Source organism: Ensifer sp. PDNC004, assembly GCF_016919405.1.
Classification (GTDB): Bacteria; Pseudomonadota; Alphaproteobacteria; order Rhizobiales; family Rhizobiaceae; genus Ensifer.
On record NZ_CP070353.1, the window covers coordinates 2,852,501 to 2,867,078 of the forward strand.

The 14,578-nt window shown below is 63.6% G+C and carries 13 protein-coding genes (1 of these 13 only partly in view); 5 read left to right on the forward strand and 8 right to left on the reverse strand.

Going from position 1 to position 14,578, the window contains the following annotated elements; genetic code table 11:
- The 3 genes from hrpB to JVX98_RS22195 form a co-directional block, all read left to right on the forward strand.
- Nucleotides 1-675, forward strand: the 3' end of a protein-coding gene (gene hrpB / locus JVX98_RS22185; RefSeq protein WP_246764931.1) for an ATP-dependent helicase HrpB. 1,785 nt of this gene lie to the left of the window's left edge; the window shows 675 of its 2,460 coding nt (coding positions 1,786-2,460); the start codon falls outside the window, past its left edge; the stop codon is at nt 673-675.
- A gap of 34 nt (nt 676-709) precedes the next feature.
- The gene (locus tag JVX98_RS22190) at nt 710-2,017 is read left to right on the forward strand and encodes an ActS/PrrB/RegB family redox-sensitive histidine kinase (RefSeq protein WP_205237424.1); all 1,308 of its coding nucleotides are present in this window, start codon (nt 710-712) and stop codon (nt 2,015-2,017) included.
- Between the two features lie 82 nt (nt 2,018-2,099).
- Nucleotides 2,100-2,684, forward strand: a complete 585-nt coding sequence (locus tag JVX98_RS22195) for an ActR/PrrA/RegA family redox response regulator transcription factor (RefSeq protein WP_034802128.1) — start codon at nt 2,100-2,102, stop codon at nt 2,682-2,684.
- Between the two features lie 57 nt (nt 2,685-2,741).
- Here the strand turns inward: JVX98_RS22195 and JVX98_RS22200 are convergent, their stop codons facing one another.
- The gene (locus JVX98_RS22200) at nt 2,742-3,266 is read right to left on the reverse strand and encodes an MmcB family DNA repair protein (protein WP_205237425.1); all 525 of its coding nucleotides are present in this window, start codon (nt 3,264-3,266) and stop codon (nt 2,742-2,744) included.
- 182 nt (nt 3,267-3,448) lie between these two features.
- Between JVX98_RS22200 and JVX98_RS22205 the strand changes: the two genes are divergently transcribed.
- Nucleotides 3,449-4,138, forward strand: coding sequence for a L,D-transpeptidase (locus JVX98_RS22205; RefSeq protein WP_192451529.1), 690 nt, complete (start codon nt 3,449-3,451; stop codon nt 4,136-4,138).
- A gap of 128 nt (nt 4,139-4,266) precedes the next feature.
- Here JVX98_RS22205 and JVX98_RS22210 read toward each other — a convergent pair whose 3' ends face one another.
- Together JVX98_RS22210 and JVX98_RS22215 are read right to left on the reverse strand one after the other, a co-directional pair.
- Nucleotides 4,267-6,438: a malate synthase G gene (locus JVX98_RS22210; protein WP_205237426.1), complete on the reverse strand. Its 2,172-nt coding sequence runs from the start codon at nt 6,436-6,438 to the stop codon at nt 4,267-4,269.
- A gap of 205 nt (nt 6,439-6,643) precedes the next feature.
- Nucleotides 6,644-8,647 (reverse strand): hydantoinase/oxoprolinase N-terminal domain-containing protein, encoded by a 2,004-nt coding sequence (locus JVX98_RS22215; RefSeq protein ID WP_205237427.1) that lies wholly within the window; start codon nt 8,645-8,647, stop codon nt 6,644-6,646.
- A gap of 150 nt (nt 8,648-8,797) precedes the next feature.
- Between JVX98_RS22215 and JVX98_RS22220 the strand changes: the two genes are divergently transcribed.
- Nucleotides 8,798-9,427, forward strand: coding sequence for a hypothetical protein (locus JVX98_RS22220; RefSeq protein ID WP_205237428.1), 630 nt, complete (start codon nt 8,798-8,800; stop codon nt 9,425-9,427).
- Here the strand turns inward: JVX98_RS22220 and JVX98_RS22225 are convergent.
- The 5 genes from JVX98_RS22225 to hslV form a co-directional block, all read right to left on the reverse strand.
- Nucleotides 9,381-10,775: a cytochrome P450 gene (locus JVX98_RS22225; RefSeq protein ID WP_205237429.1), complete on the reverse strand. Its 1,395-nt coding sequence runs from the start codon at nt 10,773-10,775 to the stop codon at nt 9,381-9,383. The two genes, JVX98_RS22220 and JVX98_RS22225, sit on opposite strands and share 47 nt — an antisense overlap.
- Nucleotides 10,776-10,848: 73 nt before the next feature.
- Nucleotides 10,849-11,793, reverse strand: coding sequence for a DUF1402 family protein (locus tag JVX98_RS22230; protein WP_192451524.1), 945 nt, complete (start codon nt 11,791-11,793; stop codon nt 10,849-10,851).
- Nucleotides 11,794-11,987: 194 nt separating this feature from the next.
- Entirely contained in the window at nt 11,988-13,295 is a 1,308-nt protein-coding gene (gene hslU, locus JVX98_RS22235) for an ATP-dependent protease ATPase subunit HslU (protein WP_043616115.1), read from the reverse strand.
- Nucleotides 13,292-13,816 (reverse strand): GNAT family N-acetyltransferase, encoded by a 525-nt coding sequence (locus tag JVX98_RS22240; protein ID WP_192451523.1) that lies wholly within the window; start codon nt 13,814-13,816, stop codon nt 13,292-13,294. The genes hslU and JVX98_RS22240 overlap by 4 nt, the downstream gene beginning before the upstream one ends.
- Nucleotides 13,806-14,363 carry an ATP-dependent protease subunit HslV gene (hslV, locus tag JVX98_RS22245; protein WP_051659613.1) on the reverse strand — a complete coding sequence of 186 codons (558 nt, stop codon included), beginning with the start codon at nt 14,361-14,363 and terminating at the stop codon, nt 13,806-13,808. The genes JVX98_RS22240 and hslV overlap by 11 nt, the downstream gene beginning before the upstream one ends.
- Nucleotides 14,364-14,578: the final 215 nt, after the last annotated feature.

The following is a 14,578-nucleotide window of genomic DNA, read 5'->3' on the forward strand; positions in this document are numbered from 1 at the left end:
CGGCGGGTGACGCGGATCGGCGCCATCATCTTCGAGGAAGCGCCGCTTGCACGACCGACCGGCTCGTCGGCGGCGCGCGCGCTCGCCGACGGCGTGCGCCAACTCGGGCTCGCCGTTCTCCCCTTCTCCAAGGAGGCGATGCAGATGCGCGACCGCATCGGCTTCCTCAATCGTTCGATCGGCGACCCGTGGCCGGATGTTTCCGATCAAGCGCTGCTCGACCGTCTCGACGATTGGTTCGTGCCTTTCCAGCACGGCGTGACCGCGATTGCCGACATCAAGGCATCGAATCTCTCCGACGGTCTGCTCTCCCTCATCCCGCATGAGCGGCAACGCGAACTCGGCAAGCTCGCCCCGACACATTTCGAAGCGCCGACCGGGCAGCGGCACCCGATCCACTACGACGGCGACGAGCCGCTGCTGTCGATCCGGGTGCAGGAACTCTTCGGCCTGAAGACCCATCCGGCGATCGGCGACGGGCGGCTGCCGCTGCTGCTCGAACTGATCTCGCCTGGCCATCGGCCGATCCAGACGACGCGCGACCTGCCCGGCTTCTGGGCGGGCTCCTGGCGCGACGTGCGCGCTGACATGCGCGGGCGCTATCCGAAGCACCCCTGGCCCGAGGATCCGGCCAACGCGTCGCCGACGACACGGGCCAAGCCCCGTGGTACATGAGACGAAAGCATCGATAATTGGAATGCAGGCACGAATGACCACTGTTGCGCTCGAACACAACAACGACCAGACCAGCAACCGCAGCCTGCGTCTGCAGACGCTTGTGCGACTGCGCTGGTTGGCCGTCGGCGGCCAGTCGATCGCCGTCCTCATCACCGCCTTCTGGCTGCAGTTTCCGCTGCCCTTGATTTCTTGCCTGGTGCTGATCGCGAGCCTGGCGCTGGTCAACGCCTATGTCACACTGCGCTATCCGCCGACGCACCGGCTGCAGCCGCCAGCCGCCTTCGCGCTTCTCGGCCTCGATCTCGCGCAGATCACCGGGCTGCTGTTCATCACCGGCGGGCTCACCAATCCCTTCGCGCCGCTGCTCTGCGTACCGGTCATCATTTCCTCGGCGTCGCAGCCGAAATCGCACAGCATCATCCTCGCCGGTTTTGCGGTGATCGCCATCACCGCACTCGCCTTCTCGCCCTTTCCGCTGCCCTGGTATCCGGGCACGGTTCTCCTGATGCCGCGGGTGCTGACCGCCGGCATCTGGTTTGCGATCGTCTCGATGACCGCCTTTGCCGCCTTTTATACCTACCGCGTGTCTCTGGAAGCGAGTGAGCTGTCGGAGGCGCTGACGGCGACCGAACTGGTGCTGCAGCGGGAAAAGCACCTGTCGCAGCTCGATGGGCTTGCGGCCGCTGCGGCCCACGAGCTCGGTACACCGCTTGCGACGATCAGCGTCGTTGCCAAGGAGATGGAACGCGAACTCGGCGACGATCCGCGCTTCGGCGAGGACGTGCATCTGCTGCGCAGCCAGAGCGAACGCTGCCGCGATATTCTGAAGCGGCTGACGACCCTGTCCTCCGAGAGCGAGGAGCACATGCGGCTTTTGCCGCTGTCGTCACTGATAGAGGAGGTGATGGCGCCGCATCGCGAGTTCGGCATCCACATCGAGCTCATCGAAAAGGGCGACCGTGCCGCCGAGCCGGTCGGCAACCGCAATGCCGGCATTCTCTACGGGCTCGGCAACCTCTTGGAAAACGCCGTCGACTACGCCAAGAAACAAGTGACCGTAACCGTCGAGCACACCGCGGATCGGGTTCGCGTCACGATCGCCGACGATGGTGACGGTTTTGCTCCCGATATTCTGCAGCGGATCGGCGAACCCTATGTGACGCGCCGGCAGAAGGATGACAGCGCCGGCGGCCTTGGCCTCGGGCTCTTCATCGCCAAGACGCTGCTCGAGCGTTCGGGCGCGCGCCTGCGCTTCGAGAATGGCGGGCCGGACAGCCCGGGCGCCCGGGTCAGCGTCGAATGGCCGCGCGCCCTGATGGATACGAAACTGGCGAAATGACATTTCGCAGTTTATTGAACGACAGCAGAAGAAACCTATAATCTCGGCGAAAGCGTTCTGTTTTCGCTCAAGGATTGCGAGAATGACCGACAAATCGACAGCTTCGCCCAGCACCACCGCACAGGACGCCGAACTGATCGGGCCGGACCGCACCCTGCTCCTGGTCGATGACGACGCGCCCTTTCTCAGACGGTTGGCCCGCGCCATGGAAGCCCGTGGCTTTTCGGTCGACATCGCCGAATCGGTCGCGGAAGGCATTGCCAAGGCCAAGGGCAACCCGCCGAAATACGCGGTGATCGACCTCAGGCTCGGCGATGGCAGCGGCCTCGACGTGATCGAGGCGATCCGCGGACGGCGCGACGACACGCGCATGATCATGCTGACCGGCTACGGCAACATCGCCACTGCCGTGAATGCGGTGAAGCTCGGTGCGGTCGACTATCTCGCCAAGCCTGCCGACGCCGACGACATCTTTGCGGCACTCGTGCAGCGCCAGGGCGAGCGCGTCGAGCCGCCGGAAAACCCGATGTCGGCCGATCGCGTCCGCTGGGAGCATATTCAGCGCGTTTATGAGATGTGCGAGCGCAATGTCTCGGAAACGGCACGCCGGCTCAACATGCACCGCCGCACGCTGCAGCGCATTCTCGCCAAGCGCGCGCCGAAGTAAGCAACCGGCTCCCGCGACCGGCGCAAAACCGCTGCTTCGGTCGTCTCCCCTCCAGGCTCAGTCGCGACCGCCGGAGAGGATGTCGCCAATCGAATCGCCAAGTTCGCCGTTGCGCTCTGCCGCCCATTCCGCGAGCATCAACCGTTGCGCCGCCGTACGGGCAAAAAGCTGGAGCATCGACTTGCGCGTCGCCGGCGGCAGCTTGTGCTCGGGCGCCTCGCGAACGATGTGGCCTTCATAACCATCAGACAGCAGCAGCCCGCAGTCCTCCGGGAAGATATCGAGCGGCACGCCGGCATGGGTGGCGAAGAACAGCCGGTCGCAATGCTGGCGGTAATCCGGCCATTTGCGGTCGACGCGAAAGTCCTCGATCGAGGTTTTGATCTCGACGATCCAGATCTCGCCCTTCATCGACAAGGAGATCAGATCGGCGCGCCGCCCACTCGCCAAGGTTAGTTCCGGCAGGACGGAATGGCGCAGATCGGCGAAAAGCCGCTGCACGCCGCGGCGCACCATCATCGCGCGATTCGATTGGCGGCCGTCGATCAAGGGGTTGTCGCCATGGATGGAGAGGATCGTCATGCGTCCAGTGTCCCTTTGGGCCGGTCATTTTGTTGCAAAAAAACAAGGGTCATGGAATTTGCACTTTTCAGCCAAATTGTGGCCGCGCAATCTCTTGCATAGCTCAAACTAATCGAAAATAACCGTAGTCACTGTTGGTCGCGGCGACCCAGTTTTACTTCGCTTCTTTTTAAGAGACTCCCATGCGCTTCCGCAATGCCTTCCTCTTGTGCAGCCTCGCGGCGACACTCGCCGTTGCCGGCTGCTCGACGACCTCGTCCAAGCCCAAAACGGCTGCGAACGAACCCGCGCCCGCAACGGTACAGGTTGCTACGAATCAGATCTTTAACGGCGATTATGGCGCAGTTGAGGACCACGGTTACGCGCTGCCGGCCATCCCGATCAGCAAGGTCGATACTCGTTTCCATCGCCAGATCGTCGATTACGCCACCAGCGAGCGCCCCGGAACGATCGTCGTCAACACGCCGAATCGCTTCCTCTATTACGTGCTGCCCGGCGGCAAGGCCGTTCGTTACGGCATCGGCGTCGGCAAGGCCGGTTTTGCATGGGAAGGCGAAGCCTATATCGCCTGGAAGCAGGAATGGCCGATGTGGCATCCGCCGAAGGAAATGGCGGAACGCAAGCCGGAAGTCGCCAAGTATGTCGAAGATGGCATGGGCCCCGGCCTCAAGAACCCGCTTGGCGCCCGCGCGCTCTACCTCTTCAATGACCAGGGCAAGGACACCCTGTTCCGCCTGCACGGCACGCCGGAGTGGTCCTCGATCGGTACCGCAGCCTCGTCCGGCTGCATCCGCCTGATCAACCAGGACATCATCGACCTCTATTCGCGCGTTCGCCCCGGCAAGAGCGCCCGCGTCGTCGTCCAGCAGTAAACAAGTCCGATCGACTGAAATCGAAAGGCCGCCAATCATCTCGGCGGCCTTTTTCTTTTTCAGTGTCTGCATTTATCGACGCAAGAGCGGCCGGCCAGCCAGGTTCGATCGGCCTTCCCAGAAGTTGCTTAGGCGGCGCTCAGCGCCTTCAGCTCCAGGCGGCGACGGTGCAGGACCGGCTCGGTGTAGCCGTTCGGCTGTTCGCGGCCCTTGAGGACGAGTTCGACGGCCGCCTGGAAGGCGATCGAGCCGTCGAAGTTGCCGGCCATCGCGACATAAAGCGGATCGTCGGCGTTCTGGCCATCGACGACAGCCGCCATGCGCTTCATCGTCTCGACGACCTGGGCCTCGGTGACGACGCCGTGGTGCAGCCAGTTGGCCATGTGCTGGGCGGAAATGCGCAGCGTCGCGCGGTCTTCCATCAGGCCGACATTGTTGATGTCGGGGACCTTCGAGCAGCCAACGCCCTGGTCGACCCAGCGAACGACGTAGCCGAGGATGCCTTGCGCGTTGTTGTCGAGTTCGCGCTGGATTTCCTCCGGCGTCCAGTTCGGACGGACGGCGACCGGCACCGACAGGATATCGGAGAGCTTGGCGCGGGCGCGGCTCTTCAGGCTCGCCTGGACCTCTGCGACATTGACGCGATGGTAGTGCGTGGCATGCAGCGTCGCTGCGGTCGGCGACGGAACCCAGGCGGTGTTGGCGCCGGCCTTCGGCTGGGCGATCTTCTGTTCCAGCATCGCTGCCATCAGGTCGGGCATCGCCCACATGCCCTTGCCGATCTGGGCGTGGCCGGACAGGCCGCATTCAAGCCCGACGTCGACGTTCCAGTTTTCGTAGGCGCCGATCCAGGCCGCCTGCTTCATGTCGCCCTTGCGGATCATCGGGCCCGCTTCCATCGAGGTGTGCATTTCGTCGCCGGTGCGATCGAGGAAACCAGTGTTGATGAAGACGACGCGCTCGCGGGCAGCGCGGATGCATTCCTTGAGGTTGACCGTGGTGCGGCGTTCCTCGTCCATGATGCCCATCTTCATGGTGTTGGCGGGCATGCCGAGCGCCTTTTCGACACGGCCGAAAATCTCGCTGGCGAAGGCGACTTCCTCGGGGCCATGCATCTTCGGCTTGACGACATACATGGACCCCTCGCGGGAGTTCATGCGGCGCCCCCCCTTGCCGACATCGTGCAGGGCAATCAGCGCGGTGACCATGGCATCCATGATGCCTTCGGGCACTTCGTTGCCGTCTCGATCAAGGATAGCCGGATTCGTCATGAGGTGGCCGACGTTGCGAACCAGCATCAGCGAGCGCCCCGGCAGAGACAAAGTGCCGCCGGCGGTGGCTGTGTGGATGCGATCGGGATTGAGGCGACGGATGAAGGTCTTGCCGCCCTTGGCGACTTCTTCTTCGAGGTCGCCCTTCATCAGGCCCAGCCAGTTGCGGTAGACGACGACCTTGTCTTCGGCGTCGACGGCCGCAACCGAATCCTCGCAGTCCATGATCGTGGTGATCGCCGATTCGAGAATGACGTCGGCGATGCCGGCCGGATCTTCCTTGCCGATCGGCGTGGACGCGTCGAGGACGACGATCGCATGCAGATTGTTGTGCCGGAGAACGATCTCGAAGCGCCCGCCTTCCGAACCACTGTGGCCCACGAACTGGGCGGGGTTGCGAAGCGTCGTCCTCGAACCGTCCTTGAGGCCGACCGTCAGCGCATTGCCGGCGACCTTGAGCGACGTGACGTCGGCCCAGTTGCCCTTTTCCAGCGGCGCGCTGGCATCGAGGAAATCGCGCGCCCAGGCAATGACCTTGGCGCCGCGCTTCGGATTGTAGCCGCGGCCCTTTTCGGCGCCATCGGCGTCCGAGATCGCATCCGTGCCGTAGAGCGCGTCATAGAGCGAACCCCAGCGCGCATTGGCGGCGTTCAGCGCATAGCGCGCATTCATGACGGGAACGACGAGCTGCGGGCCGGCGATGGTTGCAATTTCCGGATCGACATTGGCAGTCGAAACGCTGAACGCGCCACCCTCGGGCAGCAGATAGCCGATATCGCGCAGGAAGGTCTGATAGGTCTCCATGTCGCTCGGCGCGCCGTTCTGCTTGTACCAGGCGTCCAGCTTGGCCTGCAGGTCGTCGCGCTTGGCGAGCAGAGCCCGGTTCTTCGGGGCCAGGTCGTGCACGAGGGCGGAAAGCTGCTCGAAGAAATGTTCGGCCTCGACGCCGGTTCCCGGCATCGCCTCTTCCACCAGGAAGCGATGGAGGCCCGCATCAATCTTCAATCCATAGGTCTCAATGCGGTCCATCTGCCAACTCCTTGAAATAGACGTAAGGAGCGCCACCGATCCGAACGGATGCGATGAAAACGCCCCAACATGTTGATCTTGCGCCTGAAGCGGGTCGCGGACCAGCCCATGCGCAATACGCGCGTGAAACGGCCGCAGTTTCTCATCAATTCATTCCCTGTCAATTCTGCAAGGATGCGAAGAATTGTTTCCGAAATGGAAAAGATCAGCTGTGCGCGATGCGCGGACGACCGCTGGCGGACGCAATGAACCGGGCCTCGACGAGCTTACGGTTGCCCTCGACCTCCGGCGCATCGATTTCCTCGCGCAACAAAGAAGCGGGTTCATCGGCACCATTGGTGCGCGCCATTTCCAGTGCCGTCGTCTCGGCCCGCCGGCGCGCGGCATCAAACGCCTTTTCCTGATCGAGAAAACGTTCGCTGGCCCCGGCACCGTTGACGACGAAGATGCCCTCCTCCGGCATCGTCACGAAAACGGTGACCGTGGCGCTCACCTGGCCGACCACGGCGCCGACGGCATTGGCGACGCCGGCCTCCTCGGGAATGGCGGCTTCGGTTCCGAGCATCTCGGCGATAGCCGGGTAATAAACCGGCGCCGAAGCACCAAGCCCGACGAGTGGGCGGTCAAGACCGAGCGAAAAGCGCACGATGCCCGGCGTCCGGGTCAGCGCACGATCGACGGCCTGAGACACGGCGGGATCGATCGCGCCGGCACCGTCCTCGCCAAGGCAGGCCTGCAGGATGACTTCGGAGGATTGCCGCGTCAGGCGGTCGACGATCATCTGCGCCATCGCCTCCGGAGAAGAAGCGATCGGCTGGCCGGAGCCGTCGCGGGTGCGGGCGGCAAGCTGGATGCCGAGTTCGGCCGCTTCCAGGTTCCATTGCGACTGCCGGCCGAGCACGTGCATGGCGTCGGACGGCGTGAGGCCGCAGATATGGACGAGCCCGCGGGCCACCAGGCGGTCGAGCGTTGCCTTCTGCGGCGTCGAGACCAGCAGCGTTTCCAGCGACACGGGGATGCTATCGATGCGCTCGTAGAGCGCCTGCTCCTGTGACTGCAGGCCGCTTGCAAGATGATCCGGAAGGCCGGTGCGGACGGCAAAGCGTCCATTGTTGCGTCCGGTGTGCTGGGCGCGCATCTGTCTTTCAAGAACGGCGATGACCGCGTCGCCGTGGAGCGCTGCGGCAAGGCTGAGCGGCATCAGCCGGCGCGGGCCGAGGTCGATCTTCGCCTTGAGGCCGCGATCGTTGATGCGCACTTCCGAATCGCCGCCGAGACCGTAGGTCCGCATCGCCACCGCCTCGACCATGGTGCGAAAGCCGCCGACAACGGCCCCTTCGGCGTCGAGCCGCGGTCGCCCGCCGTCGAGCACGGCGACGTCGGTCGTCGTTCCGCCGATGTCGGAGACCACGGCATTGTCGAGGCCGGTCAGATGCCTTGCGCCGACGAGGCTCGCCGCCGGGCCGGAAAGAATGGTTTCGATCGGGCGCAGTCGCGCCTCCTCGGCCGAAATCAGCGCACCGTCACCGCGCACCACCATCATCGGCACGTCGATGCCGCGCGCCTTGAGGAACCCTTCGCAGGAGCCGATCAGCCGGTCGATCATCGAGACCAGACGGGCGTTGAGCAGCGTCGTCAGGGCTCGGCGCGGCCCGCCGAGCTTCGAGGACAGTTCGTGGCTGCAGGTGACCGGCAGGTGCGAGACCTCGCGAATGCGATCGCGCACGCGCTTTTCATGATCCGGATTGCGCACGGCGAAATAGCCGGCAACAGCGAAGGAGGAGACCTGATCAGCAAGCGTCGGCAGGACGGCATCGAGCTCGCTCATGTCAAGCGGCGTCTCACCGCCATGCACATTGTGCCCGCCCGGCAGGAAGATCACCGGGTCGGAGCCGAGCGCTTCCTGCAAACCGTCGCGCTTCAGATCCTCGGGGCCGAAACCGATCATGACGAGGCCGGCGCGACCGCCCTGCCCCTCGACCAGCGCATTGGTGGCAAGCGTCGTCGACAGCGAGACCATGCTGATTGCCGAAACCGGCACCTTGGCCTGATCGAGCACCGCCTCGACCGCACCGGAAATGCCGACCGCGAGGTCGTGACGGGTCGTCAGCGCCTTGGCCTTGGCGACCACCCCTTGCGTCTCCGAGAAGAGGGCGGCGTCGGTGTAGGTCCCGCCGGTGTCGATGCCGAGAAGAAAATGGGAGGTCAATTCGCGCAGTCCGGAATTCGCGCGGGGCGCAGAGGCCCCGGGTTCAATGGGGATCGATGCGGTGATATGACATATTTCAAGGGAAAACCATCGTGCCGCAGACATCGATGATCTGTCGAGCGACACAAAGGCAGGCCGGAGACATAGCGCATGCACCAACGCCGCCGTCCACTCGCCCTTGTTTGGCTGCTTTCAGCCATTTCCCTTGGCCTTACGACTGGCGCGGCGCACGCCCAGGACACGGACGAGGAAGAATACAAGCCGCAGCTTCCCGAAGTCGCGATTTACAAGGCGATGCTCGATGCCAACAAGCAGACCGGCTGGATCCAGTTTCGCGACTATGACGAGCGGCAACTGATCTATTTCACCGCATTGCAGACGATGCATTGCCGGCTATCGGAAATCCGCTATTCGATCAATTCGGACGCGCTCGACCAACGCTTCCCGCTGGCCAAGTGCAATCCGCAGCTGCCTTTCAATCTGCCTGGCGACGAGACAGCTGAGTATGTCTATATCTCGCTACCCGCCAAAACGGCGCAGACGCTGACGATCCAGGCGGTCTGGGACGATGGCGCCGGCAGCGAGATCGTCGTCTACAAACCCTGCGACAATGTCGGCGACGCGACCTGCGCCCAGATCAAGACGATCAAGAAACCGTCGAAGATGCTGCAGCAGCCGAAGCCGGCGGATTCTCCGGTGCGTTCGGTACAGTCACCGATCCCCGGCAAGACCTTCAGCGAACCGAAACCCTCATCGGCAACCCGCCCCGCGGTTGAGTAGTGAGCCGCTGCACCGGCCAGGGATTGGTCTCCGCGGTCGGATCGAAGCGGTAGCGGTGCATCATCACCGCGAGCGCGATCACCGCCTCCTGCAGTGCGAAGGTCGCGCCGATGCAGACGCGCGGCCCGGCGCCGAAGGGCAGATACTGGTAGCGGTGCAGCTTTTCGCGGTTTTCCGGGAGGAAACGCTCGGGCATGAAAGCGCGCGGCTTCTCCCAATAGAGAACGTGGCGATGCAGCGTCCAGGGCATGATCAGCACGGCGATACCCTTAGGTATACGGACGCGTTCACCTGACTGCGAGGTCCATTGGTCCTCCTCGATCGCAGCACGGTTGATCGACGGCGCTGGCGGATAGAGCCGCATTGCCTCCTCGAAGGCGGCGAGAACATGCGGCATCAGGCCGAGCCACTCGACCGGCTCGGCACCACCTGCGATCACAGCATCGATCTCTGCCTCCATCGTCTCGCGATAGGCGGGCGTATTGGCAACGCAGTAGAGCGTCCAGGCAAGTGCCCGGGCGGTGGTCTCGTGCCCGGCACCGATGAAGGTCAGGATGTTGTCTTCGATCTCGGCGGTCGAAAGTCCCTGGCTGCCTTCGATCTCCAAAAGCAGCGTCAGGAAATCCTGCGGCGTGCCCTTCGGGTCCTCCACCATCTTGCGGCGGCGAAGCGCCATAGTCTCCGAGACGATCGAACGAAACCGGTTCATCACTTTCCTGCCGCCGATGCGGGTCGGACGCGGGACCCATTCGGGAGCCAGCAGAATGTCCATCGGATCGACACGGCCCATCCGGTGCAGCAGTTCCTCGACGCTCTGGACGAAGCCTTCGCGCTCAACGGCGACCTCGCCGGAAAACAGCGTTTCGGCCAGGATATCGAAGGTCAGCTCCGTCATGTCGTTCGCGACATTGGTGGTAAAGGGTGCCTTCTTGGCTCCAGCATAGCGCTCGACGAACGCTTCCGAACTGCGCAGCATCTGCCCGGCGAAACCCTTGGCGTGGCGCGGCGTGAACACCGGCGCCATGGCCTTGCGTGAACGCTTCCAGACCTCACCTTCCGCCGTCAGCAGCCCGTCGCGCAGGATCGGCCTGAGGATGAGCCGCCGCACTTTCGACATTTCGTAGTTGGCGACGTTATCGACGAGGATGTGGCGGATAAGACCGGGATCGTTGACGATCAGGGTGCGCTGGGTGACGAACTTCGTCTCGATCCAGGGCAAGGTGTAGGACGGCTCGCCCCACAGTTCGAGCGGATTGCGCAGCACGGTCCTGAGGATCTTCAGGTAGGAAGGAATGCCGACACGGGGAACGGGAGCCGGTGGTTCGAACGGCTCCGGACGCATGTCCATGGTGATTGCCTTTCTCGATTGCCCCAGGATTTCAGGTTTTTACGGCGCAATCAAGGAAAGTGCTTCACGTGAATCACAGCAGGCTTTCGAGTTCCGACAGCTTGTCGTTGACGAGCCAGCCGTAATAGTTCTCCTCCGGCCATTGCGCCTGACCGTTCTGGATCTTGGCGGCGAGTGCGGCCGCGCGGCCATCGGGATTGCCGACATTGTAGAGCGTCGCGGTGACGCCTGGGTTGGTGGAGATGTCGACGCCGGCGATCGACTTGTAGGCATCGATCGAGTGGCGGATCGAGGCCGCCATATAGGCGAGCGACACGTCCGGATCCATGATTGCCTCATAGACGCCCGCGGCGTTGTTCTCGTCCAGACGCTCATAGCCCGAGGTCTTCGCGACGATATCGGTCAACATCAGCGCGGTCAGCGGGTTGATCTGACCGAGGCCAAAGGTCTGGCCGGCGAAGAACGGCTGGAAGAAGACGGCGCTGAACCGGTTGTTCGGGTAGGACTTGCCGCCCACCGACTTGCCACGGAAGTCGTTGTCCCAGACCCGCTCGCGGCAACTCCACAGCGCATAGGCGCCCTTCTTGGCGCCGCATTCGGAAAATTGCGGGCGAGCCACGAATTCGGCGACCGTCTCGCCATCATAGCCGAACTGGAAGCTGTTGCCGGCATAGGCCGCCGCCTTGACGTAATAGGACTGCAGCCGGTCATAGGCGTCGACATTGTAGGTGTGCTCGCCGACGATGGCGCCGACCATGTGGATCGGCGCGATGCCATAGGCGCGCGACACGGACTTGATCTTGCTGATCAGCTGCTTGTCGGTCGCCAGGAGATCGCGGACCTTGTCGAACTTGGCGTCAAAGGACGTGCGGCCGGCCTTGGTGCGGCGCACGGATGCGCCGGGGATCGCCGGTTGCTCGACGTTGCGGTTGCCCGGCGGAACGTCGGTCGCGGCGAATGACTGGCTTGCGGTCAGGCAAAACGTGGCGATAGCGAGCATGCAGGCGGTGAAACGCACGATCTCTTCTTCCTGTGACTGGTGGAGGCTGCCTCGGTCGGCGGGGCGCTCCTACGCCAAGATCATGTCGGAAAGATGCCCGGACCACGATCGGTAACCGCATCCGTGTTAGAAAAAATGCGGCCGCCTGTCGAGAGACAGGCGGCCTGCGTATTCAGGGTTGCGGGCGTTTGCATGGCCCTACGACCGAAATGTCACAGGATGTAGCGCGACAGGTCGGTGTTGGCGGCGAGGTCGCCGACATGCTTGCGCACATATTCGGCGTCGATCGTCACCTCGTGGCCGGCACGGTCGGGTGCATTGAACGAGATCTCGTCCAGCACACGCTCCATCACGGTCTGCAGCCGGCGGGCACCGATGTTCTCGACCGTGGCGTTCAACTGCACGGCCACATCTGCAAGCGCGTCGATCGCGTCGTCCGTGAAGTCGAGCTTGACCTCTTCCGTGTCCAGCAGCGCCTTGTACTGGCGGATGAGGCTCGCCTCGGTTTCCGTCAGGATGCGGCGGAAGTCTTCCTTGGTCAGCGCGCGCAGCTCGACGCGGATCGGCAGGCGGCCCTGCAATTCCGGCAGCAGGTCCGACGGCTTTGCCACATGGAAGGCGCCGGACGCGATGAAGAGGATGTGGTCGGTCTTGACCGGCCCGTATTTGGTGGCGACCGTCGTGCCTTCGACGAGCGGCAACAGGTCTCGCTGCACGCCTTCACGCGACACGCCGGCGCCCATGCCGCCTTCCCGCGAGGCGATCTTGTCGATTTCGTCGAGGAAGACGATGCCGTCGTCCTCAACTGCCTTCATGGCCTCGCGCTGGATCTGCTCGTTGTCGAGCAGCTTGTCGGACTCGTCGTCGATCAGCATGGCATAGGAAGCCTTGACGGTCGTCTTGACCTTCTTGGTGCGGCCGCCGAGCGCCTTGCCGAACATCTCCGAAAGATTGAGCACGCCGATATTTGCGCCCGGCATGCCCGGGATCTCGAAGCCGCCGCCCGGTGCGCCGGTCTCGGCGATGTCGATCTCGATTTCCTTGTCGTCGAGCTCGTTGGCCCGCAGCTTCTTGCGGAAACTGTCGCGCGTTGCCGGCGATGCAGTGGCGCCGACCAACGCGTCGAGCACACGCTCCTCGGCATTCTGGTGGGCCTTGGCCTTGACTTCGACGCGGCGCTTTTCGCGCACGAGACCGATGCCGACTTCGACGAGGTCACGGATGATCTGCTCGACGTCGCGGCCGACATAGCCGACCTCGGTGAACTTGGTCGCCTCGACCTTGACGAAGGGCGCGCCGGCGAGCTTGGCAAGCCGCCTGGAGATCTCGGTCTTGCCGACACCGGTCGGTCCGATCATCAGGATGTTCTTCGGCATCACCTCGTCGCGCAGCTCATCGCCGAGCTGCTGGCGGCGCCAGCGGTTGCGAAGCGCGATCGCCACGGCGCGCTTGGCGTCGTTCTGGCCGATGATGAAACGGTCGAGTTCCGACACGATTTCCCTGGGTGAAAACGTACTCATGTAGTCCTCTCAAACTCGGTCCGCGTCAGCTCCATCAGGAGGGTGCGGCCGGACGTATCAATCCATTCTGCGTAAGGCACGAAGCCGGCCTTGGTGTAGGCGCTGACAGCCCTTCGGTTGCCGGCGTCGGGGTCGATCACGACGCGGGGGGCGCCGGCGGCAAAGAGCCGCCCGGCAAAGGCCCGGACCGCGAGCGAGGCGACGCCCCTGCCCGTCAGTTCCGCCGGGCCGATGAAGATGTCGATGCCGGGCACATCGGCCGGCATGTCCTTCGCCCAGGGCTCGTCGTCCGGGTACTGGGCCGGCACCCAGGACTGGATGTAGCCCGCCGGCTTGCCGGCCACGTGGAAGATGAAGCCTTCCACTTCTCCCGACGCACAGCCTTCGCGGATCAGCTCCACTTCCTTGTCCGGGTCGCCCCACCATTGCCGCACATGCGGCTCGCTTAGCCAGGCATGCAGCAGCGGCAGGTGGCTATCGGCCACCGGCACGAAACTGACATGCGCGGGCTCATTGGGCATCCAGTGTCTCCACGACGATATTGTGGTTGGTGTAGACGCAGATGTCGCCGGCGATCTGCAGCGCCCGGCGGGCGATGTCTTCGGCCGACTTGTCGCTGTCCATCAGGGCGCGGGCGGCGGCAAAGGCGTAGTTGCCGCCCGATCCGATGGCGATCGTGCCGTGCTCGGGTTCGAGAACGTCGCCATTGCCGGTGATCGCCAGCGTGATCGACTTGTCGGCAACCAGCATCATCGCTTCGAGATTGCGCAGATACTTGTTGGTGCGCCAGTCCTTGGCGAGCTCGACAGCAGCGCGCATCAGCTGGTCGGGATACTGCTCGAGCTTGGCTTCGAGCCGTTCCAGCAACGTGAAGGCATCGGCGGTGGCGCCGGCAAAACCGGCAATCACGTCGCCCTTGGCAAGCCGCCGCACCTTGCGCGCGTTGCTCTTCATCACGGTCTGGCCAAGGCTCACCTGGCCGTCGCCAGCCATCACCACCTTGCCATCCTTGCGTACCGTGATGATGGTCGTCGCATGCATCGTTCCGTAGGGATTGTGTTCGCTCATCAAATTACCCGTGGGCCCCTGATACGCGGGGCATTGCGGCTCGTGACTCGAGCCTGGTTGCTTGAGGCCTATGTAAGTACGGCAGACAGGTTTGCAAATGGCAACAGGCCGCCGGCGCAATCTTCGTTCGGCGGCTGGCACCGGATGATTCGAATCGACCGTTCAAGTTCTGGATATTTCAGCTTTTGCCTGATAAGGAGCCGCGTCAGCGTATA

Bases quoted from the DNA above. Each gene is read 5' to 3' on its own strand.
- JVX98_RS22240 (WP_192451523.1), bottom strand. From the start codon at position 13,816: ATGCCCAATGAGCCCGCGCATGTCAGTTTCGTGCCGGTGGCCGATAGC.
- hslV (WP_051659613.1), bottom strand. From the start codon at position 14,363: ATGAGCGAACACAATCCCTACGGAACGATGCATGCGACGACCATCATC.
- JVX98_RS22200 (WP_205237425.1), bottom strand. From the start codon at position 3,266: ATGACGATCCTCTCCATCCATGGCGACAACCCCTTGATCGACGGCCGC.
- JVX98_RS22220 (WP_205237428.1), top strand. From the start codon at position 8,798: ATGCACCAACGCCGCCGTCCACTCGCCCTTGTTTGGCTGCTTTCAGCC.
- JVX98_RS22195 (WP_034802128.1), top strand. From the start codon at position 2,100: ATGACCGACAAATCGACAGCTTCGCCCAGCACCACCGCACAGGACGCC.
- hslU (WP_043616115.1), bottom strand. From the start codon at position 13,295: ATGAGTACGTTTTCACCCAGGGAAATCGTGTCGGAACTCGACCGTTTC.
- JVX98_RS22225 (WP_205237429.1), bottom strand. From the start codon at position 10,775: ATGGACATGCGTCCGGAGCCGTTCGAACCACCGGCTCCCGTTCCCCGT.
- JVX98_RS22205 (WP_192451529.1), top strand. From the start codon at position 3,449: ATGCGCTTCCGCAATGCCTTCCTCTTGTGCAGCCTCGCGGCGACACTC.
- JVX98_RS22210 (WP_205237426.1), bottom strand. From the start codon at position 6,438: ATGGACCGCATTGAGACCTATGGATTGAAGATTGATGCGGGCCTCCAT.
- JVX98_RS22190 (WP_205237424.1), top strand. From the start codon at position 710: ATGACCACTGTTGCGCTCGAACACAACAACGACCAGACCAGCAACCGC.